Raw genomic sequence first — 19,396 nt, 5'->3', positions numbered from 1 at the left:
CACAGAGGGTGCCATGAAGACGGGTTGGGTCAAGTACAAGGACACCTGGTATTATCTTGACGGTAAAGAAGGTGCTATGGTATCAAACGCCTTCGTCCAGTCCGCAGACGGAACAGGCTGGTACTACCTCAAACCAGATGGAACACTGGCAGACAAGCCAGAGTTCACAGTAGAGCCAGATGGTTTGATTACGACCAAATAATTTTAAAAAATAAATAGAAAGGAAACTTTCTAAATTGTTCTTTCACCGCAAGCTCAGGTTTGCGGTTTTTTATTTTGCAAAAAGACGCATTTTGAACGATTAGAAACCAAAATAGAAGTCCTATTGTCCAAAAAAGCGTTTTCTTGAAGAATAGATAGGAGTTTTGTCAAAAATAAAAACAGTGACCGAAATCACTGCTTTTTAAGTTCCTGGGCGTATGTTATCATGCTGATAGCGTGTTTTAGACGCATGTTCATAATATCCGATACACCATTTTTATACTTGTCCACGGCCTGAATAGACATGCCACAGTTTTTGCTAATAGCATAGGCTGTGGCGTTGTCTAAAAGCCAGCGGATAGCTTTAATATCTACTGACATATATTACCTCGTAAAATACCAAACTGCAAATAGGAGTAGAAGAAGTCCAATAATAAATTCAACTTTTTCACGCTTGGTAGTTTTTCTAATTTTTAGATTTACTTTCATTATTTTTCCTGTTATAATTTAAGTACACCCCCGAAGGGGTGGATAGTGATTTCTCACTATCCAAATTCGATGTGCCATTCAAAGCTGATTATAAATAAGTTTATTTTGATGACTAGCTTATTTGTTTTTGCCTTGAGTGGTTTCTTTTTGAACTTAAACATTTCATGTTCCTTTCTACTAGTTTCCTTGTCTAAGGTTTCCTCCTTAACCTTATGTATCTATTATACAACTTTAGTTGTAGAAAGTCAATGGTTTTGATAAATTTTTTTCAAAAAAATAGACCTTGTCCAGAGGTCGGGGAGTTGGAGGGGACACCCTCCAAGAGTGTTGATTTAATAAGATTTTATTTTACCTTTTTCAAAAGTTTTCTTATTGTTTTTGTTGTTGGTATGTTTGTTTCTTTTATTACTTCTTTAATTAGGGAAAAATTTTTAAAATCTCCAAAGAAGAATAAAGATAGATCTAATTAGATAAAAAGATTTTTTATCGCTAGTTTAATCTACAGGGGAGTTTCTTTAATATTGTTTCGCCTGTCAAAATGATATGTGATAGCAGGATAAAAAATCTACAAATTAAGTTGGTATCAATACGGTGTAAAGGGCAAGTATGTTTTTCATGCTTGCTTTTTAATTTTTTAACAATTCAAGATGTTTTGATGACCATTTGTGATTTGAGTGATCCAAGGTCAAAATGAGTGCTATACTAGCAGTGTAAAGATTCTAGCTCAATAAATATTTAGGAGGAAATCTTATGAAGAAAAAAATATTTGTCATTTTCATCTTGTATCTAATCATGTCCATCTTTCTATATCCGCTTAGGGAGAGTGTTTGGTATCATCTATTTTATACCATAGCCTATGTGATTGCGGTTATGATTTATCTTGCTTTAACTAAAAAGAAAGGAGCAAAGAAATGAAAACTTTTCTTGCTAAAAAACGGAACATCTTCCTTACGAGATTGTTCCTAGGTCAGTTGCCCTTACTTGTCTCTACTTATCTATTTCTATCTCGTCAGTTTTTAAATTTTTCCTTGGTTTTCCAATTTCTCTTAGTGGTTATCAACTTGGCTTCTATTTTAGTCACTGTTTATCTCACTAGGGAAATGAGGATAAGAGAGTTTGAAGACGATGATTTGGTTAGTCCTAGAACCAATCAACTCATGTATATCGGCTTGACAGGCTTTATGTCTATTATCTGTTTGTATAGAGGTATCACAGCAGGAGAATTCTATCAGCAATTGATTGCCTATATTGGTGGCATTCTCTGCTTGATCATCATGCTTCTACTCATTTGGGGGTTGAAGTATTATAAAAAGTAGAGGAAGAGCTTTCTTCTTAATCTTGCAGTAGTAGAGCCTGGCAAGGGTAGGTCATAGTAGGGAGGATTTCTATGAAAAGACACTCCATTCTTTTCAAAACGAGTGCCATTCTTTCTTATTTGTTTCTGTTTTTCGGACTGTTTTGGACAACCCGATTTTGGAGCAATTATTGGGAGTTCTCGTCTTGGGTAGGAAATCTTATTTGGATTCGAAACATCATCAGTCTTATCTTTATCGGCTTGATGGTTTGGATTTTGGTTAGGTCGGGCCATGCTTATCTCTTTCGCATCCCTAGGAAAAAGTGGTTGAGCTATTCTGTTCTGACGGTGTTAGCCGCTGTTGTACTTATCTGCTTTAACTATCTGACAGCTAAACACGTTCAGGGAACCAATGAAGGTTGGAATTTGTTTATTGCCTATAGTGAGACCAATTTTGCGGAGTTTGGTGTTTACCTAACCTTAATCGTGCTAGGACCTCTGATGGAAGAATTGGTGTGTAGAGGACTGCTTCAACATGCCTTCTTTAAGAATTCGAGGTGGGGGCTGGATCTTCTTTTTCCGTCATTCTTATTTGCTTTGCCCCACTTTTCTAGCTTGCCAAGTCTCGCAGATATTTTTGTCTATACGGCAGTGGGCTGTCTATTTGCCTGTCTAACACGTTATACGAAGAGTATCTATCCTTCTTATTCGATTCATATTGTTAATAATATCATTGCAAACTTACCATTTTTGCTTACTTTTCTACATAGGGTCTTGGGGTAGAAAAACCAAAAGGCTTGCTTTTCAGCCATAGAGGAGGTTATCATGTATAAACACTTATTTTTCCTAGATTCCAAAACCTTAGACTGGTTGACTCCTTATATTCTAGTATTGGCTTCTGACACCATTGCCTTTAATGTTTTTGTGCTAACCTTTGTATATGTTGTGGTCTTTTATTTCCTAAATCCCATGCTATCTTTAATGGCTATCTTCTTAGGGGCTGGTTATGTGGTCGGATTTTGGTTACTAAAATGGTTTGTTTTGGAAAGGTTAGAGCTAAAGGATGACGCGTAGGAAGTCTGTTTGGTGAGGAGGATAATTTGATGGAGTTTTTTGACAAATTTCATGCCTTTTGTTTTGGATTTTTAGTACTAATAATCGTCATTACAGTTCCTTATACGATTAACCACGGGGATTTTTTTCAAAATGAGCCTGCACTGATTATTGTAAGTCTTCTTGTAACCTCGATGAGTGTTGCTTATGCTAGAAAATTTGAAATGATTTCTTTTGGGATGTTAAGCAAGAAAGACATTTTGCTTTTCATTACAATCTTTCTTCTAAGTCTGCTTGAGACGCTGGTTTATATTCATTTCTTCGCTATTTCTTCTGGCGCGGGAGTTCAACACTTGGCGGAAGTCCGCAGAGGAATTTCCCTGTCTTTGGTTTTGACTTCCTCAGTTTTTGGCCCCATCCAGGAGGAACTCATTTTCAGAGGACTTCTTCAAGGTGCGGTTTTTGACAATTCTTGGTTAGGGCTTGTGCTAACTTCCTCTCTCTTTTCGTTCATGCATGGTCCTTCTAATGTCCCTTCGTTTATTTTTTATCTACTTGGGGGCTTGTTGCTGGGCTTTGCTTATAAAAAGAGCCAAAACTTATGGGTTTCTACTCTAGTTCACATGTTTTACAATGCTTGGCCACTCTTATATTATTTATAAAAATCATGAAAGGGAAGCAGAAGAAAGAGCTTGCCTTTTCTTTCTACAATGATACCCAAGTCAATCCAGAGGCTTTTCTTTGAGAATCGGGTGTGGAGCGGTTGACGAATAGGCCAAAAACTAGTAGAATAGTAAGGAAACTTTATACGGAGGAAAGAAATGGATTTGGGTGATAATGAGCTAACACTGACTCCCATACCTGGGAAAAGTGGCAAAGCTTATATGGGTAGCTATCCTGATGGGAAGCGTATCTTTGTAAAAATGAACACCTCTCCAATCCTACCTGGTCTAGCTAGAGAACAAATTGCTCCACAATTATTATGGAGTCGCCGTTTGGCAGATGGGCGTGATATGTGTGCTCAAGAATGGTTGACAGGCAAGATATTGACCCCCTATGATATGAATCGTAAGCAAATCGTCAATATTTTAATCCGTCTGCATCGCTCACGTCCGTTGATGACACAGTTGAGTCGTTTGGGCTATGCCATGGAAACACCTGTAGATTTACTACAGTCTTGGCAGGAAACGGCTCCAGATGCTTTGCGTAAAAATCATTTTATCAGTGAAGTGATGGCTGATTTACGTCAGACTATTCCAGGATTTAGAGAGGACTATGCGACCATTGTCCATGGAGATGTACGACATAGTAATTGGATTGAGACAGATAGTGGCTTGATTTATTTGGTAGATTGGGATTCGGTTCGTTTGACCGATCGCATGTTTGATGTGGCCCATATGCTCTGCCATTATATTCCAGAACATCAGTGGAAGGAATGGTTGACCTACTACGGTTACAAGTACAATCAGACGGTATTAAGTAAATTGTATTGGTATGGTCAATTGTCTTACTTGAGCCAGATTTCCAAGTATTATATGAACCAAGATTTAGAAAATGTCAATCGGGAGATTCATGGCTTGCGTCACTTCCGAGACAAGTATGGAAAGAGAAGATGAGAGTTAGAAATCGTAAAGGGGCGACAGAATTACTAGAGGCAAATCCCCAGTATGTGGTCCTCAATCCCTTAGAAGCCAAGGGGAAATGGCGGGATTTGTTTGGCAATGATAATCCCATTCATGTGGAAGTTGGAAGTGGAAAGGGTGCCTTTGTTTCAGGTATGGCAAAGCAAAATCCTGACATCAACTATATCGGGATTGATATTCAAAAGTCTGTTTTGAGCTACGCTTTGGACAAGGTGCTTGAAGTTGGAGTGCCTAACATCAAGCTCTTGTGGGTGGATGGTTCTGACTTGACTGATTACTTTGAAGACGGTGAGATCGATCGTTTGTATCTGAACTTTTCAGATCCTTGGCCTAAAAAACGTCATGAAAAGCGTCGTTTGACCTACAAGACCTTCTTGGATACCTTCAAGCGTATCTTGCCTGAAAATGGAGAAATTCATTTCAAGACGGATAACCGTGGCTTGTTTGAGTACAGCCTAGTGAGCTTTTCTCAGTATGGCATGAAGCTCAATGGTGTCTGGCTTGATTTACATGCCAGTGATTTTGAAGGCAATGTCATGACAGAATACGAGCAAAAATTCTCCAACAAGGGTCAAGTTATCTACCGAGTTGAGGCAGAATTTTAAGAATTAGCCTGAAATCAGGCTGTATAAGTGCTTTTGCTTTACATAAGTTGGCAAACGTGCTATACTAAGAGTAAGAATATGAGAAAGAGAGGCGGGGAAATATCTTCGCCTCTTGCTTATGAGGAGGTGGACGCAATCGCAACAATCGTAGAATTAGTCAGAGAAGTTGTAGAACCTGTCATAGAAGCTCCTTTCGAACTCGTGGATATCGAGTATGGAAAGATTGGCAGTGACATGATTCTCAGTATTTTTGTAGATAAACCTGAAGGAATTACCTTGAACGACACGGCGGACTTGACAGAAATGATCAGTCCTGTCCTAGACACCATCAAGCCAGATCCCTTCCCAGAACAATATTTCCTAGAAATCACCAGTCCAGGCTTGGAACGTCCTTTGAAAAACAAAGATGCCGTCGCTGGAGCGGTTGGGAAATACATCCATGTCGGGCTCTACCAAGCCATCGATAAGCAAAAGGTCTTTGAAGGAACCTTGTTGGCCTTTGAAGAGGATGAGTTGACTATGGAATATATGGACAAGACACGTAAGAAAACTGTCCAAATTCCATACAGTTTAGTATCAAAAGCACGTTTAGCAGTTAAATTATAGAAAAAGAAAGGATAGCTTTTGAGGATTCAAAAGTGAAGAAAACATGAGTAAAGAAATGCTAGAGGCCTTCCGCATTTTGGAAGAAGACAAGGGAATCAAAAAAGAAGACATCATCGACGCAGTAGTAGAGTCGCTTCGTTCCGCTTATCGCAGACGCTATGGTCAATCAGACAGCGTAGCTATTGACTTCAACGAAAAAACAGGTGACTTTACAGTTTATACTGTCCGTGAAGTGGTTGATGAAGTATTTGATAGCCGTTTGGAAATCAGCTTGAAAGATGCTCTTGCTATCAATTCAGCCTATGAACTTGGTGACAAAATCAAGTTTGAAGAAGCACCTGCTGAGTTTGGTCGAGTAGCAGCCCAATCTGCCAAACAAACCATCATGGAAAAAATGCGCAAGCAAACACGTGCCATCACTTACAATACTTACAAAGAACATGAGCAAGAAATCATGTCTGGTACAGTAGAGCGCTTTGACAACCGCTTCATCTATGTCAATCTTGGTAGCATCGAAGCCCAATTGTCAAAACAAGACCAAATCCCTGGGGAAGTTTTTGCTTCCCACGATCGTATCGAAGTATATGTTTATAAGGTTGAAGACAATCCTCGTGGCGTCAACGTCTTTGTTAGCCGTAGCCATCCAGAAATGATCAAACGTTTGATGGAGCAAGAAATTCCAGAAGTTTATGATGGAACTGTTGAAATCATGAGCGTGGCTCGTGAAGCAGGTGACCGTACCAAGGTTGCAGTTCGTAGCCATAATCCAAACGTGGACGCTATTGGTACAATCGTTGGACGCGGTGGAGCGAATATCAAGAAAATCACTAGCAAATTCCACCCAGCTCGCTACGATGCTAAGAATGATCGTATGGTGCCAATCGAAGAAAATATCGATGTTATCGAGTGGGTAGCAGATCCAGCTGAATTTATCTACAATGCCATCGCTCCTGCTGAGGTTGACCAAGTTATCTTTGACGAAAACGACAGCAAACGTGCCTTGGTGGTTGTTCCTGATAACAAGCTTTCCCTTGCCATTGGTCGTCGTGGACAAAACGTGCGCTTGGCAGCTCACTTGACTGGTTACCGTATCGATATCAAGTCTGCTAGTGAATTTGAAGCTATGGAAGAAGCTGGTTCGGTAGATTTGGAAGCAGAAAACGATACTGTAGAAGAATAAAAGCTGCTAGAGGAGGGAAAGATGAAAACGAGAAAAATCCCTTTGCGCAAATCTGTCGTGTCCAATGAAGTGATTGATAAGCGTGATTTGCTCCGCATTGTCAAAAACAAAGAAGGACAAGTCTTTATCGATCCGACAGGCAAGGCCAATGGCCGCGGCGCTTATATCAAGCTAGACAATGCAGAAGCCTTAGAGGCGAAAAAGAAGAAAGTCTTTAACCGCAGCTTTAGCATGGAAGTGGAAGAAAGCTTTTATGACGAGTTGATCGCTTATGTGGATCACAAAGTGAAAAGAAGAGAGTTAGGACTTGAATAAGCAAAAGATAAGCAATCTCTTGGGACTTGCTCAGAGAGCAGGGCGGATTATATCGGGTGAAGAATTGGTGGTCAAGGCCATTCAAGACGGCAAGGCTAAGTTGGTCTTTCTAGCACATGATGCTGGACCCAATCTGACCAAGAAGATTCAAGATAAAAGTCATTATTATCAAGTGGAAATTGTAACCGTGTTTTCAACACTGGAATTAAGCATAGCAGTCGGGAAATCGAGAAAGGTTTTGGCTGTGACAGATGCTGGATTTACAAAGAAAATGAGGTCTCTTATGGAATAGAAGAGGAGGACATGATTTGTCTAAGAAAAGATTGTACGAAATCGCAAAAGAGCTTGGAAAAGAAAGCAAAGAAGTTGTAGCGCGTGCAAAAGAGTTGGGCTTGGATGTGAAAAGCCACTCATCGAGTGTGGAAGAAGCTGTCGCTGCAAAAATCGCTGCCAGCTTTAAGTCTGTAGCTGCTCCGAAATCAGAAGCAAAACCTGCAGCCCCAAAAGCAAGTGCAGAAAAGAAAGCCGAAAAATCTGAGCCAGCTAAACCAGTTGTAGCTAAGGAAGAGGTAAAACCTGCAGCCCCAAAAGCAAGTGCAGAAAAGAAAGCCGAAAAGTCTGAGTCAGCTAAACCAGCTGTAGCTAAGGAAGAGACAAAACCAGCTGAGGCAGTCGCTCCGAAGGCAGAAAAAGTAGCAGCTAAACCACAAAGCCGTAATTTCAAGGCTGAGCGTGAAGCACGTGCCAAAGAGCAGGCAGAACGACGCAAGCAAAATAAGGGCAATAACCGTGACCAACAACAAAACGGAAACCGTCAGAAAAACGACGGCCGTAATGGTGGAAAACAAGGTCAAGGCAGCCGCGATAATCGTCGCTTTAATGACCAAGCTAAGAAACAGCAAGGTCAGCAAAATCGTGGAAACGATCGCCGTCAACAAGGGGATAAACGTCCAAATCAAGCGGCTCCACGCATTGATTTTAAAGCCCGTGCAGCAGCCCTAAAAGCAGAGCAAAATGCAGAGTACGCACGTTCAAGTGAGGAACGCTTCAAGCAGTATCAGGCTGCTAAAGAAGCCTTGGCTCAAGCTAACAAACGCAAGGAACCAGAGGAAATCTTTGAAGAAGCGGCTAAGTTAGCTGAACAAGCGCAACAAGCACAGCAAGTTCAAGCAGTGGTTGAAATCGTCCCTGAGAAAAAAGAACCTGCAGTGGATACACGTCGTAAAAAACAAGCTCGACCAGACAAAAATCGTGACGATTATGATCATGAAGAAGATGGTCCTAGAAAACAACAAAAGAATCGAAGTAGTCAAAATCAAGTGAGAAATCAAAAGAATAGTAACTGGAATAACAACAAAAAGAACAAAAAAGGCAATAACAAGAACAACCGTAATCAGACTCCAAAACCTGTTACGGAGCGTAAATTCCATGAATTGCCAACAGAATTTGAATATACAGATGGTATGACCGTTGCGGAAATCGCAAAACGTATCAAACGTGAACCAGCTGAAATCGTTAAGAAACTCTTTATGATGGGTGTCATGGCCACACAAAACCAATCCTTGGATGGGGAAACCATTGAACTCCTCATGGTGGATTATGGTATCGAAGCCAAACAAAAGGTTGAAGTGGATAATGCCGATATCGAACGTTTCTTTGTCGAAGATGGTTATCTCAATGAAGATGAATTGGTTGAGCGTCCACCAGTTGTAACTATCATGGGACACGTTGACCATGGTAAAACAACACTCCTAGATACCCTTCGTAACTCTCGTGTTGCGACAGGTGAAGCAGGTGGTATCACTCAGCATATCGGTGCCTATCAAATTGTTGAAAATGGTAAGAAGATTACCTTCCTTGATACACCAGGACACGCGGCCTTTACATCTATGCGTGCGCGTGGTGCTTCTGTTACCGATATTACGATCTTGGTCGTAGCGGCAGATGACGGGGTTATGCCTCAGACTATCGAAGCCATCAACCACTCAAAAGCGGCCAACGTTCCAATCATCGTAGCCATCAACAAGATTGATAAACCAGGTGCTAACCCAGAACGCGTTATAGGTGAATTGGCAGAGCATGGAGTTATGTCAACTGCTTGGGGTGGAGATTCTGAATTTGTTGAAATCTCAGCTAAATTCAACCAAAATATCGAAGAATTATTGGAAACAGTCCTTCTTGTGGCTGAAATCCAAGAACTCAAGGCAGACCCAACAGTTCGTGCGATCGGTACAGTTATCGAAGCTCGCCTGGATAAAGGAAAAGGTGCGGTCGCAACCCTTCTTGTTCAACAAGGTACCTTGAATGTCCAAGACCCTATCGTTGTCGGAAATACCTTCGGTCGTGTCCGTGCTATGACTAACGACCTTGGTCGTCGTGTTAAGGTTGCTGGACCATCAACACCAGTTTCAATCACAGGTTTGAATGAAGCGCCAATGGCAGGTGACCACTTTGCCGTTTACGAAGATGAAAAATCTGCGCGTGCAGCAGGTGAAGAACGTGCCAAACGTGCCCTTATGAAACAACGTCAAGCTACCCAACGCGTCAGCCTTGAAAACCTCTTTGATACCCTTAAAGCTGGTGAACTCAAGTCAGTTAACGTTATCATCAAGGCCGACGTACAAGGTTCAGTTGAAGCCCTTTCTGCCTCACTTCAGAAAATCGATGTGGAAGGTGTTAAAGTTACCATCGTTCACTCAGCGGTTGGTGCCATCAATGAATCAGACGTGACCCTTGCTGAAGCTTCAAATGCTTTTATCGTTGGTTTCAACGTACGCCCTACACCACAAGCTCGTCAACAAGCAGAAGCTGACGATGTGGAAATCCGTCTCCACAGCATTATCTACAAGGTTATCGAAGAGATGGAAGAAGCCATGAAGGGGATGCTTGATCCAGAATTTGAAGAAAAAGTTATCGGTGAAGCAGTTATTCGTGAAACCTTCAAGGTGTCTAAAGTGGGAACCATCGGTGGATTCATGGTTATCAACGGTAAGGTTACCCGTGACTCAAAAGTCCGTGTTATCCGTGATGGTGTCGTTATCTATGACGGTGAACTTGCAAGCTTGAAACACTACAAAGACGACGTCAAAGAAGTTACAAACGGTCGTGAAGGTGGATTGATGATTGATGGCTACAATGATATCAAGATGGATGATGTGATTGAGGCTTATGTCATGGAAGAAATCAAACGATAATAGAGAAACGATAGCTCATTTGACTCGTTGTCAACATCGCCTTGATGAACTTCAGTTCTATCTAAGGCTTGTTTCCTAGATTCAAATGGCTCTAGTTCCTCTATCTAATAGAAATAGCTAGGTCTGCTGGCCTAGCTTTTGGTTCAAAGTAGAGAAAGGAATATCATGGCAAATCATTTCCGTACGGATCGTGTGGGCATGGAAATCAAGCGTGAAGTCAATGAGATTTTGCAAAAGAAAGTCCGTGATCCGCGTGTCCAAGGCGTGACCATCACAGATGTTCAGATGCTGGGTGACTTGTCTATTGCCAAGGTTTACTACACCATTTTGAGTAACCTTGCTTCAGATAATCAAAAAGCCCAAATCGGACTTGAAAAAGCAACTGGTACTATCAAACGTGAACTTGGTCGCAATTTGAAATTGTACAAAATCCCAGATTTGACCTTCGTCAAAGACGAATCCATCGAATATGGAAACAAGATTGACGAGATGCTACGCAATCTGGATAAGAACTAAGAAGAGGGGCAACCCTCTTTTTTGGTGGGGAAAATAGGTGGAATTTGAAATGGAAAAATATTCTTTTAAAAAAGGGATTCTGTATTTTTTAATGTTATCTAATTAGAAAATGCTTTTTTTTTTTAGGAAATATGATATGATGATTTCATAAATAAAAGGAGATTCTATCAATGAATAATGTAAAAAAAGTTTGTCGTTTAGCTTTGCTATGTCTTTCTGTCTCTACTCTAGTTGCTTGTAGTTCTCTTTCTGAAAAAACAAGTAGCTCTTCTAGTGAGAATCAAACAGAAGCTTCATCTAGTAGTTCTGAAAAGAAAGGGTTGTTTGCCAAAGCAAAAGAAAAACTCAGTTCAAGCGATTTTAATCCACAAGATGTTAGTGATACGACAATTGAGTCTATAAAAACCTATGAAGATTACTTGATTATGAATGAGAAAATAATTGATAATTACTATACAGAAGCAGACGAAGCCTTTAAAGGAACTGTTTTAGAAGATAGCGCTGCTATCCAAGAACTAAAAGATAGCACTAAAAAAGAAATGGAAGATTTGAAAAAACAATATGGTCCATTAAAGAAAGCACCGATTCAAGGGAAAGAAGAAGTGATTAAGACTCTAAAAGATTATCGTGATAATCTACATGAACAAGTGGAGCAGTGGAAAGCTAGTCTTTAATAGGAAGAGTGGAGTTCAATATGGATTATCAATTATTGCCACATGAATATATGGTTATGAATAGTGACCATGTGAGTTTTGGGAAAAATGGTTTGTCTACAGATGAATTAATTTTAACGAATCTACACTTAATATATATCAAAAAAGGTTTGTGGGGAGGAAAAAAAGACCAAGTTACCATACCCATTAACCAGATTAAAATTTTTGAAGGGAAACCTCAAGTTTCAGTAACCAAAACCAATGGTGTGAAACGGCTGGAAATTTATTATAATGGCGGACAAGCTATCTTTGCATTTAATAATACTAAGGATACTGACAAGTGGGCTAGAAACATTATTAAATTGATTTCAGGGGATACAAGTAATTTTGAAACCTTGGGGGATAGTAGCTTGTTTGGAGCAGATGTTTTAGCAGAAACATTTAAGGATACATTTGACACTTTTAAAGCAGGGCTTGGGATTAAGGATGCAGAGCCAGAAAAGATTTCAACCAAGTGTAGCTTTTGTGGAGCACCTTTGTCAGGTCAAGTGAAGCAAACAGTAAGATGTGCCTATTGTGATATGGAGCAGAGTTTATAAGGGGGCAATTAAATGGGGTTGATAAAAGCCATCACAGATTCTATCGGTGGGACATTTGCAGATCAGTGGAAAGAAATTATCACAGTTCAAGCTTTTGATGAACATACAGCTGTAAGTCCCGGTATTGTTCAAGAAAGTAATAATGGTAGGGGTGTCAATACGAAGGGATCTGTAGGTGTTATTTCGAATGGATCCAAGATTTTTATTCCAGAAAACACTGCTGCCTTTATCTTTAGTCAATCTGGTATCGAGGAAATTATTACAGAACCAGGTGGATATGAATACCAAAATGGTGAGAGCAGTGTTTTTAACGGTGATGGATTGAAAAAGTCACTGTTTGACAATGTTGTTCATCGTGTTGGATTCGGTGGTCAAAGTGATCAGCAAAAACAGATTTGCTTTGTTAATTTGAGAGAAATTCGTGATATTAAATTTGGGACTCGCGGTCCAGTCATGTATAATGATTTATTTTATGGGACAGATTTAGAAGTACGTGCTTTTGGAACATTTTCTATCCAAATTACAGATGCTAAGCAATTTATCAGAAATTTTCTTCCTGCCAATGTGACTTATTATACTTTCGACAGTGCTCAAGCTAGATCACAAATAGTGACAGAGTTTCTCCAATCTTTTATTGTTGCACTTAATTCTTTGTCCACAACTTATCGTATTTCACAATTGCCGTCACAAGCTTCAGTTCTTGCAACCCAAGTATCGAATGATGGACAGTATGCAGGGACTTGGAAAGAACGTTTTGGATTTGAGATTGTAAAAGTTGCCATTGCTAATATTGAGTTCTCATCAGAATCTAAGGAATTGGTTAAACAATTTTCATCAAATAAGATGAATTTAAAAGCTTATGATGATGTATCGCAGAAAGCTTCTAATATTGCAGCACAACAAAAAATTGCATCAGGAGTGGAGCAACATGGTCTAGGTGATGGTGCAGGGATGATTTTTGGTATGAATATGGCACAAGCTTTAGACGAAAAAGCAATGAAACCAAGTTTATCATTAGATGAACAAATCGAAGCCCTTACAAAACTAAAATCTCTTTTAGACGCAGGGATACTATCTCAGGAAGAATTTGATCGAAAGAAAAAAGAAATTATGGATTTATAAAATGAAACTCGAAAGTTCATAGCTAGTACCTATTCAAGGGACATTCTAGGTAAAACAATAATAGACTATCGTTCATAGATAGAATATCATGTTGTAAAGGTAGGAGTGGAATATTTTAGCTGTCTCTACAAAGACTATTAAAAATCTTTAACAAATAAGTTGCTAAGGATTTTTTGAAAATTTTTGAGGGGAATTTGAAAATACTTTAAAAGAGTATGCTATCATAGAATATAACTTACAGAAGTAAAAGGAGTTTGTATATGGCTGAACAAGAGTTGGCTATGCAAGTATTGCAACAAGTGGTGAAACTACCTGTTGTTAAGGTTGATCGTTCGAAATTTTTAGTGGATAAGTTTTCCAAAGAATTGGATCCACAGGACATTCCTACCTTATTAGAACAAGGCCCAACGTCTCTCTTATCTCAAGAAATCTTAGATCGAGTGGCTAATGCCTGTATTAGGGATAATGTTTTATTAGCGAGTGGAACTTCTGTTGTTGCTGGATTACCAGGTGGACTTGCCATGGCAATTACCATACCAGCGGATGTAGCTCAATTTTATGCTTTTTCTTTAAAATTAGCTCAAGAATTAGGTTATATTTATGGTTATGAGGATCTTTGGGCTTCACGCGATGAGTTGAGCGAAGATGCTCAAAATACCCTCTTGCTTTATCTAGGTGTCATGTTGGGGGTGAATGGAACCGCTGCCTTGCTACGTGCAGGTGGTATAACAATTGCCAAACAGGTAATGAAAACAGTACCTAATAAAGCTTTAACAAAGACGCTTTGGTACCCTATTTTGAAAAAAGTCTTAAAAATATTTGGTGTGAATCTGACCAAGGGAGGGCTGGCCAAAGGAATGGGGAAATTTATTCCTATCTTGGGAGGTATCATTTCAGGTGGTTTAACCTTTGCAACTATGAAACCGATGGGTGAAAGCTTGCAGAAAGAATTATCCAAGCTAGTCAACTATAGTGAAGTTCAATATCAAGAAGATGTTGAAACAATCCGAAAAGAGGCTGAAATCATCGAAGGAGAGTAATATGGGACTCATAAAAATTCTAGCTAAAACTTATGGGAATTACTTTTTGACCGTGCAAGGTGTAAAAGTAATGAAGACGATAAAGAAAGATGACCACGCCGTTGTCGGTCTAGGGAAACTTTTTATTGCAGACAAGTTAATGGATACGGCTCGGTGGCTCATCAAGCCAGAGGAGAGAGAATGAAATTTTTCTGGGGACTTCTTGCCATTCTTTTTATTAAACCGATTATTGGAATTGTGAAATTCTTTTGGATGATCATCTCTTTTGCAGTCCAATTGCTGTTTTACAAGCTATTATTTAAACTATTGGATTGGCTCTTTAAACTTATTTAGTCCGTAATTCAAGTCGCAGAGAACTAGCAGGAACTCCACTGCTAGTTTTTTAATCTCTTTCCATATGGTATAATATAAGCAGTAAAATCATTTTAGAACATACAATGGAGGTCGTTATGGACAATATCATCGATGTGTCAATTCCTGTTGCAGAAGTGGTGGACAAGCATCCAGAAGTCTTAGAGATTCTAGTGGAGTTGGGTTTTAAACCCCTTGCCAATCCCTTGATGCGCAACACAGTCGGTCGCAAAGTATCACTTAAGCAGGGTTCTAAGCTGGAAGGAACTCCTATGGACAAGATTGTCCGCACGCTGGAAGCAAATGGCTACGAAGTGATTGGATTAGACTAATGGCAGATGAACGGATTCATGTCCTGCGGGATATTTTATTAGAATTGCATAATGGCGCCTCTCCTGAGTCGGTTCAGGAGCGTTTTGATGCGACCTTTACAGGTGTTTCAGCCATCGAGATTTCCCTCATGGAGCACGAGCTGATGAACTCAGACTCAGGTGTCACCTTTGAAGATGTCATGGAACTCTGTGATGTCCATGCCAATCTTTTTAAAAATGCTGTTAAGGATGTCGAAGTTGCAGATACCGAGCACCCAGGTCACCCAGTTTGGATTTTCAAAGAAGAAAATCTAGCCCTCCGTGCGGCCTTGATTCGCATTCGGAGATTGTTAGATACCTATGAGTCTATGGAAGATGAAGAAATGCTGGTGGAGATGCGCAAGGGCTTGGTGCGTCAGATGGGACTTGTGGGGCAATTTGACATCCATTACCAACGTAAAGAAGAACTCTTCTTTCCTATCATGGAGCGCTATGGACACGATTCACCCCCAAAAGTTATGTGGGGAGTGGATGACCAGATTAGGGAACTCTTTCAAACAGCTTTAGCGACAGCCAAGTCACTACCTGAAGTGCCGATTTCCACTGTGAAAGAAGATTTTGAAGCCTTTGCGACAGAGTTTGAAAGTATGATTTTCAAGGAAGAGTCCATCCTTCTCATGATTCTCCTTGAGTCCTTTACTCAGGATGACTGGCTTCAGATTGCGGAGGAGAGCGATGCCTATGGTTATGCCATCATCCGTCCGTCTGAGAAATGGATGCCAGAACGCCAGAGTTTTGTTGAGGAAAAGAGTGCAGGGGAGCCTGTGCAGCTAGATACGGTAGAGGGTCAAGTTCAGCAAGTTATCGATACGCCAGAAGGCCAGTTTACCATTACCTTTACCCCTAAGGAAAAGGAAACAGTGCTGGACCGTCATAGTCAGCAGACTTTTGGGAATGGCTATCTATCGGTCGAGCAGGCCAATCTCATCCTCAATCACCTCCCTATGGAGATTACCTTTGTCAATAAAGACGATATTTTCCAGTATTACAATGACAATACGCCAGCTGATGAGATGATTTTCAAACGGACGCCGTCCCAAGTCGGACGCAATGTTGAACTCTGCCATCCGCCTAAGTATTTGGACAAGGTCAAGACTATCATGAAGGGGCTTCGTGAGGGGACCAAGGATAAGTATGAAATGTGGTTCAAGTCTGAGTCGCGAGGTAAGTTTGTCCACATCACCTACGCAGCAGTGCACGATGAAGAGGGAAAATTCCAAGGAGTGCTGGAGTATGTTCAGGATATTCAACCCTACCGTGAGATTGACACGGACTATTTCCGTGGATTAGAATAAGGAGAAAAAATGAGTTACGAACAAGAATTTATGAAGGAATTTGAAGCTTGGGTCAATACCCAGATTATGATCAACGACATGGCGCATAAGGAAAGCCAAAAAGTCTACGAAGAAGACCAAGACGAACGTGCCAAAGATGCCATAATTCGCTACGAAAGCCGCTTGGATGCTTATCAGTTCTTGCTTGGTAAGTTTGAAAACTTCAAGGCAGGTAAGGGATTCCATGATTTACCAGAGGGATTGTTTGGTGAGCGGAATTATTAAATGAGATAGATTCTTGATTTTTTACTAAAATCTTGATAGAATATTTATATTAAATCCTTGTCAGAACAGGGGTTTTTTATTGAAAGGATTTTATCATGTCAAAGAAACTCAATCGTAAAAAACAATTACGAAATAGCCTCCGTCGTGCAGGCGCTTTTTCAAGTACTGTGACTAAGGTTGTAGAAGAGACAAAGAAAGTCGTGAAACGTGCAGAACAGTCAGCAAGCCAAGCTGGTAAGGCTGTTTCTAAAAAAGTTGAACAAGCAGTGGAAGCTACCAAAGAGCAAGCTCAAAAAGTAGCCAATTCTGTAGAAGATTTTGCAGCAAACTTGGGTGGACTTCCACTTGATCGTGCTAAGACTTTCTATGATGAAGGAATTAAGTCTGCTTCAGATTTCAAAAACTGGACTGAAAAAGAACTCCTTGCCTTGAAAGGAATCGGCCCAGCTACCATCAAGAAATTGAAAGAAAATGGCATCAAATTCAAGTAATTTTTCTTGTGCCTTGCATTTCCGTCAAAATCTTGCTACAATAGAGCCATTAGAGGTGTTTTGAATCCCGCATTTTACAGAAAGTGGCGGTGCTGAGAAGTCCACAAATGTGTCAAAACTAGTTGCTAATGGATGAAAAATTGAAATAAAAGTGTCTTTTTGTTTTAAAGACGAGAGTTGCGGGCAACTGCCCGAAATTGGGTGGTACCGCGGATAAATACATTCGTCCCTGTCATGTAGATGGCAGGGGCTATTTTAGGATTTACGTAACAGGAGGGAATTATGAATTTTAGAACAAAAGATCAAAGAATAGAACAAGTATTCGCTGAACGAAATATATATGAAGTGCCAAATTTTCAGAGGGACTTTTCTTGGAAAGAAGAGCAATATAGGGATTTTATTTCTGATATAAGAAAGAACCTCTCATTGTCAGTAAGTGGAAAAAAAGTAGTTTTTGAAACAGAAATAACAGATTATTTTTTTGGAACAATTTTATTGGTTGGAGATGTTACAAAAGCCAGTGTTGAAAAGCCATATAAGGTTATTGATGGTCAGCAACGTCTTACAACCATGACTTTATTTTTAGCATGTATCAAAGACATTATAGAATCATATAATGTTAATACAGGAGATGATGAATCTTATTCACATGGTTATAATACTAATTTAATTTTTCCTCATTTTTCTGATGGAAAGACAGTGACAAAAACTAGATTAGTTAATAAAAATCTGAATCCGATTCTCCCTTATGATATTCTGAAGCTAGGTACACATGATGCTTCTAAAGAAGAAACAACAAATACTTCTCAAGAGACTCTACGAAAAGCTTTTGATTTCATAAAAGATCAATTATTACAAGAAAGGCTTTTGGAAGGGTTAAATAGTAAAGAACCTGATATTATATGGGATCCTAAGGATTACATCAAATACATAGATTATTTAGGGAAACAATTGCTTAATTCAACAGTTATTTGTATTTATTCTGTTGATGAAAAAGATGTTAATAAAATTTATCAAAATTTCAATTCTAAGGGATTAAGATTAAGTGAAATTGATCTAATTAAGAGCCGGATTTTTGAAGTTTTAGATGATGAACATGATGAGACATCTAGAAAGTGGAATCACATAACAGATATACTTTATAAACTTGACGAAAATATTTCGGATTATTTCTATTATTTTTTTAACTCTCTTGGAATTAACACAACTCAAACTAAATTATTCGAAACTTTTACGAAGAAAATTTCTGAAGATGAATATAGTAATTTTTTAGATAATTGTATAAAGTATGTAGAATTCTATAGAGTTATATGCAATCCATCTGAAGATGATGATCTTTTTGGAACTAAAAAATATTTTAATCAGGATGATAACTTTATTATTAAGAAAAATTTGGAGATATTGAAAGCATCAGGATACTCACAGTTTAGAATGGCATTCTTGAGTTTATTTAATGCTATGAATGATAACCGTATAAAAAGTAAACAATTTAAATCAATTATTTCAATGGTGACAAAATACAATGTTCTTAATTCTATAAAAGCTACGGGAGGTCCTTCAACAACCAATAAAATTCAAGCTATTTATAAACAAATGGCAAATAAATTTAATGCAGAGAAGCTAGACACTTCCTCTTTAAATAATTTTATAAAAGATCAATTAGACACAGTTTCTCCTAGCATAGAATTAATAAAGAAAAGTAAAAAAGTTTTTGACAAAGGTAATAAAATAAAAGGAGCAAAAGATTTAAAAGCGAGAGATTTAGCGAAATATATTCTAGTTTCTCTTGAAACTGAGAGAATTAGGTTAGATGGTAAAAACACTGCAAATAAAGCTTTGAAATATGTGTATGATTTATCAATTGAGCACATTGTTGATAGAGAAAATCAAAATGAACTTGGTGACATTGTTTATGATTTAGGAAATCTTGTTCTACTAGAGAATACTGAACACACCAATTCTACTGATAAGAAAAGTATGTACGAGAATTCTAATGTAAATCTTATTAAAGATATACGAGATAACATAGAAAATTTTGAAGAAAAAAATATAACAGAACGCCGCGATAAATTATTAGAAGAATTTTACAATCTTGTTACTAACTAGAAAGGACA

The 19,396-nt window shown here is 39.0% G+C and carries 25 protein-coding genes and 1 pseudogene; 25 read left to right on the top strand and 1 reads right to left on the bottom strand.

Translation table 11 applies throughout. The features are described 5' to 3' along the window. A pseudogene (locus tag HT679_RS02540) lies at window positions 1–202 on the top strand (autolysin); the annotation flags it as partial. A 191-nt stretch (window positions 203–393) separates the two neighbouring features. On the opposite strand, the gene HT679_RS02535 reads toward HT679_RS02540, so the two are convergent. Further along, entirely contained in the window at window positions 394–582 is a 189-nt protein-coding gene (locus HT679_RS02535; RefSeq protein ID WP_173212750.1) for a hypothetical protein, read from the bottom strand. Window positions 583–1,440: 858 nt separating this feature from the next. Between HT679_RS02535 and HT679_RS02530 the strand changes: the two genes are divergently transcribed. From HT679_RS02530 to HT679_RS02415, 24 genes are all read left to right on the top strand, one after another. After that, window positions 1,441–1,605, top strand: a complete 165-nt coding sequence (locus HT679_RS02530; RefSeq protein ID WP_173212748.1) for a hypothetical protein — start codon at window positions 1,441–1,443, stop codon at window positions 1,603–1,605. After that, complete coding sequence (locus tag HT679_RS02525) at window positions 1,602–2,006, top strand: immunity protein (protein ID WP_173212746.1); 405 nt, start codon at window positions 1,602–1,604, stop codon at window positions 2,004–2,006. The genes HT679_RS02530 and HT679_RS02525 overlap by 4 nt, the downstream gene beginning before the upstream one ends. Before the next feature lie 71 nt (window positions 2,007–2,077). Further along, entirely contained in the window at window positions 2,078–2,767 is a 690-nt protein-coding gene (locus HT679_RS02520) for a CPBP family intramembrane glutamic endopeptidase (protein WP_173212744.1), read from the top strand. A gap of 42 nt (window positions 2,768–2,809) precedes the next feature. Then, window positions 2,810–3,058: an immunity protein BlpZ gene (gene blpZ, locus HT679_RS02515; RefSeq protein ID WP_173212741.1), complete on the top strand. Its 249-nt coding sequence runs from the start codon at window positions 2,810–2,812 to the stop codon at window positions 3,056–3,058. A gap of 29 nt (window positions 3,059–3,087) precedes the next feature. After that, window positions 3,088–3,699 carry a type II CAAX endopeptidase family protein gene (locus tag HT679_RS02510; RefSeq protein WP_112444996.1) on the top strand — a complete coding sequence of 204 codons (612 nt, stop codon included), beginning with the start codon at window positions 3,088–3,090 and terminating at the stop codon, window positions 3,697–3,699. A gap of 159 nt (window positions 3,700–3,858) precedes the next feature. Then, window positions 3,859–4,653: a phosphotransferase family protein gene (locus HT679_RS02505; protein WP_173212739.1), complete on the top strand. Its 795-nt coding sequence runs from the start codon at window positions 3,859–3,861 to the stop codon at window positions 4,651–4,653. Next, window positions 4,650–5,285 (top strand): tRNA (guanosine(46)-N7)-methyltransferase TrmB, encoded by a 636-nt coding sequence (trmB, locus tag HT679_RS02500; RefSeq protein WP_001266094.1) that lies wholly within the window; start codon window positions 4,650–4,652, stop codon window positions 5,283–5,285. Before HT679_RS02505 ends, trmB begins: the two co-directional genes overlap by 4 nt. A 126-nt stretch (window positions 5,286–5,411) precedes the next feature. Beyond that, window positions 5,412–5,891 carry a ribosome maturation factor RimP gene (rimP, locus tag HT679_RS02495; RefSeq protein WP_173212737.1) on the top strand — a complete coding sequence of 160 codons (480 nt, stop codon included), beginning with the start codon at window positions 5,412–5,414 and terminating at the stop codon, window positions 5,889–5,891. A 43-nt stretch (window positions 5,892–5,934) separates the two neighbouring features. Continuing rightward, a complete protein-coding gene (gene nusA / locus HT679_RS02490; RefSeq protein WP_000032274.1) occupies window positions 5,935–7,071 on the top strand; it encodes a transcription termination factor NusA in 1,137 nt (378 codons plus the stop codon). Between the two features lie 21 nt (window positions 7,072–7,092). Next, the gene (locus tag HT679_RS02485; RefSeq protein ID WP_000857562.1) at window positions 7,093–7,386 is read left to right on the top strand and encodes a YlxR family protein; all 294 of its coding nucleotides are present in this window, start codon (window positions 7,093–7,095) and stop codon (window positions 7,384–7,386) included. Beyond that, window positions 7,379–7,678 carry a YlxQ-related RNA-binding protein gene (locus HT679_RS02480; protein WP_001041390.1) on the top strand — a complete coding sequence of 100 codons (300 nt, stop codon included), beginning with the start codon at window positions 7,379–7,381 and terminating at the stop codon, window positions 7,676–7,678. The genes HT679_RS02485 and HT679_RS02480 overlap by 8 nt, the downstream gene beginning before the upstream one ends. 16 nt (window positions 7,679–7,694) lie before the next feature. After that, window positions 7,695–10,580, top strand: a complete 2,886-nt coding sequence (gene infB / locus HT679_RS02475; protein ID WP_173212735.1) for a translation initiation factor IF-2 — start codon at window positions 7,695–7,697, stop codon at window positions 10,578–10,580. Between the two features lie 165 nt (window positions 10,581–10,745). Continuing rightward, window positions 10,746–11,096, top strand: a complete 351-nt coding sequence (gene rbfA / locus HT679_RS02470; RefSeq protein ID WP_173212733.1) for a 30S ribosome-binding factor RbfA — start codon at window positions 10,746–10,748, stop codon at window positions 11,094–11,096. 170 nt (window positions 11,097–11,266) lie between these two features. Further along, window positions 11,267–11,770, top strand: a complete 504-nt coding sequence (locus HT679_RS02465) for a hypothetical protein (protein WP_001067003.1) — start codon at window positions 11,267–11,269, stop codon at window positions 11,768–11,770. A 20-nt stretch (window positions 11,771–11,790) separates the two neighbouring features. Beyond that, window positions 11,791–12,348, top strand: a complete 558-nt coding sequence (locus tag HT679_RS02460; protein ID WP_000386258.1) for a hypothetical protein — start codon at window positions 11,791–11,793, stop codon at window positions 12,346–12,348. Window positions 12,349–12,360: 12 nt separating this feature from the next. After that, a complete protein-coding gene (locus HT679_RS02455; protein ID WP_173212730.1) occupies window positions 12,361–13,470 on the top strand; it encodes an SPFH domain-containing protein in 1,110 nt (369 codons plus the stop codon). Window positions 13,471–13,730: 260 nt separating this feature from the next. After that, a complete protein-coding gene (locus HT679_RS02450; protein ID WP_173212727.1) occupies window positions 13,731–14,510 on the top strand; it encodes a hypothetical protein in 780 nt (259 codons plus the stop codon). Between the two features lies 1 nt (window position 14,511). After that, window positions 14,512–14,694, top strand: a complete 183-nt coding sequence (locus HT679_RS02445; RefSeq protein WP_049524272.1) for a hypothetical protein — start codon at window positions 14,512–14,514, stop codon at window positions 14,692–14,694. Further along, a complete protein-coding gene (locus tag HT679_RS02440) occupies window positions 14,691–14,843 on the top strand; it encodes a hypothetical protein (protein WP_173212725.1) in 153 nt (50 codons plus the stop codon). Before HT679_RS02445 ends, HT679_RS02440 begins: the two co-directional genes overlap by 4 nt. Before the next feature lie 116 nt (window positions 14,844–14,959). Continuing rightward, on the top strand, window positions 14,960–15,193 hold the full coding sequence (locus tag HT679_RS02435) for a DUF1858 domain-containing protein (RefSeq protein ID WP_000368739.1): 234 nt from the start codon (window positions 14,960–14,962) through the stop codon (window positions 15,191–15,193). Continuing rightward, a complete protein-coding gene (locus HT679_RS02430) occupies window positions 15,193–16,527 on the top strand; it encodes a DUF438 domain-containing protein (protein ID WP_173212716.1) in 1,335 nt (444 codons plus the stop codon). The genes HT679_RS02435 and HT679_RS02430 overlap by 1 nt, the downstream gene beginning before the upstream one ends. A gap of 9 nt (window positions 16,528–16,536) precedes the next feature. Beyond that, window positions 16,537–16,791, top strand: coding sequence for a DUF1912 family protein (locus HT679_RS02425; RefSeq protein ID WP_000119703.1), 255 nt, complete (start codon window positions 16,537–16,539; stop codon window positions 16,789–16,791). A gap of 95 nt (window positions 16,792–16,886) precedes the next feature. Continuing rightward, window positions 16,887–17,282 (top strand): helix-hairpin-helix domain-containing protein, encoded by a 396-nt coding sequence (locus HT679_RS02420; RefSeq protein WP_000038635.1) that lies wholly within the window; start codon window positions 16,887–16,889, stop codon window positions 17,280–17,282. A 282-nt stretch (window positions 17,283–17,564) separates the two neighbouring features. Further along, window positions 17,565–19,388, top strand: coding sequence for a DUF262 domain-containing protein (locus HT679_RS02415; RefSeq protein WP_050202754.1), 1,824 nt, complete (start codon window positions 17,565–17,567; stop codon window positions 19,386–19,388). The last annotated feature ends 8 nt before the right edge of the window (window positions 19,389–19,396 follow it).

The sequence above is a fragment of the Streptococcus sp. 4886 genome, from assembly GCF_013276485.1.
In the GTDB taxonomy this organism is placed as follows: domain Bacteria; phylum Bacillota; class Bacilli; order Lactobacillales; family Streptococcaceae; genus Streptococcus.
Note: the sequence above shows the minus strand (reverse complement) of the source record. Positions and strands in the feature narration are given on the sequence as shown.

Bases quoted from the DNA above. Each gene is read 5' to 3' on its own strand.
- HT679_RS02440 (WP_173212725.1), top strand. From the start codon at position 14,691: ATGAAATTTTTCTGGGGACTTCTTGCCATTCTTTTTATTAAACCGATT.
- HT679_RS02525 (WP_173212746.1), top strand. From the start codon at position 1,602: ATGAAAACTTTTCTTGCTAAAAAACGGAACATCTTCCTTACGAGATTG.
- HT679_RS02455 (WP_173212730.1), top strand. From the start codon at position 12,361: ATGGGGTTGATAAAAGCCATCACAGATTCTATCGGTGGGACATTTGCA.
- HT679_RS02505 (WP_173212739.1), top strand. From the start codon at position 3,859: ATGGATTTGGGTGATAATGAGCTAACACTGACTCCCATACCTGGGAAA.
- HT679_RS02460 (WP_000386258.1), top strand. From the start codon at position 11,791: ATGGATTATCAATTATTGCCACATGAATATATGGTTATGAATAGTGAC.
- HT679_RS02425 (WP_000119703.1), top strand. From the start codon at position 16,537: ATGAGTTACGAACAAGAATTTATGAAGGAATTTGAAGCTTGGGTCAAT.
- HT679_RS02465 (WP_001067003.1), top strand. From the start codon at position 11,267: ATGAATAATGTAAAAAAAGTTTGTCGTTTAGCTTTGCTATGTCTTTCT.
- HT679_RS02450 (WP_173212727.1), top strand. From the start codon at position 13,731: ATGGCTGAACAAGAGTTGGCTATGCAAGTATTGCAACAAGTGGTGAAA.
- HT679_RS02535 (WP_173212750.1), bottom strand. From the start codon at position 582: ATGTCAGTAGATATTAAAGCTATCCGCTGGCTTTTAGACAACGCCACA.
- HT679_RS02430 (WP_173212716.1), top strand. From the start codon at position 15,193: ATGGCAGATGAACGGATTCATGTCCTGCGGGATATTTTATTAGAATTG.
- nusA (WP_000032274.1), top strand. From the start codon at position 5,935: ATGAGTAAAGAAATGCTAGAGGCCTTCCGCATTTTGGAAGAAGACAAG.
- HT679_RS02485 (WP_000857562.1), top strand. From the start codon at position 7,093: ATGAAAACGAGAAAAATCCCTTTGCGCAAATCTGTCGTGTCCAATGAA.
- rbfA (WP_173212733.1), top strand. From the start codon at position 10,746: ATGGCAAATCATTTCCGTACGGATCGTGTGGGCATGGAAATCAAGCGT.
- HT679_RS02445 (WP_049524272.1), top strand. From the start codon at position 14,512: ATGGGACTCATAAAAATTCTAGCTAAAACTTATGGGAATTACTTTTTG.
- HT679_RS02415 (WP_050202754.1), top strand. From the start codon at position 17,565: ATGAATTTTAGAACAAAAGATCAAAGAATAGAACAAGTATTCGCTGAA.
- HT679_RS02510 (WP_112444996.1), top strand. From the start codon at position 3,088: ATGGAGTTTTTTGACAAATTTCATGCCTTTTGTTTTGGATTTTTAGTA.
- trmB (WP_001266094.1), top strand. From the start codon at position 4,650: ATGAGAGTTAGAAATCGTAAAGGGGCGACAGAATTACTAGAGGCAAAT.
- blpZ (WP_173212741.1), top strand. From the start codon at position 2,810: ATGTATAAACACTTATTTTTCCTAGATTCCAAAACCTTAGACTGGTTG.
- HT679_RS02435 (WP_000368739.1), top strand. From the start codon at position 14,960: ATGGACAATATCATCGATGTGTCAATTCCTGTTGCAGAAGTGGTGGAC.
- HT679_RS02420 (WP_000038635.1), top strand. From the start codon at position 16,887: ATGTCAAAGAAACTCAATCGTAAAAAACAATTACGAAATAGCCTCCGT.
- HT679_RS02520 (WP_173212744.1), top strand. From the start codon at position 2,078: ATGAAAAGACACTCCATTCTTTTCAAAACGAGTGCCATTCTTTCTTAT.
- HT679_RS02530 (WP_173212748.1), top strand. From the start codon at position 1,441: ATGAAGAAAAAAATATTTGTCATTTTCATCTTGTATCTAATCATGTCC.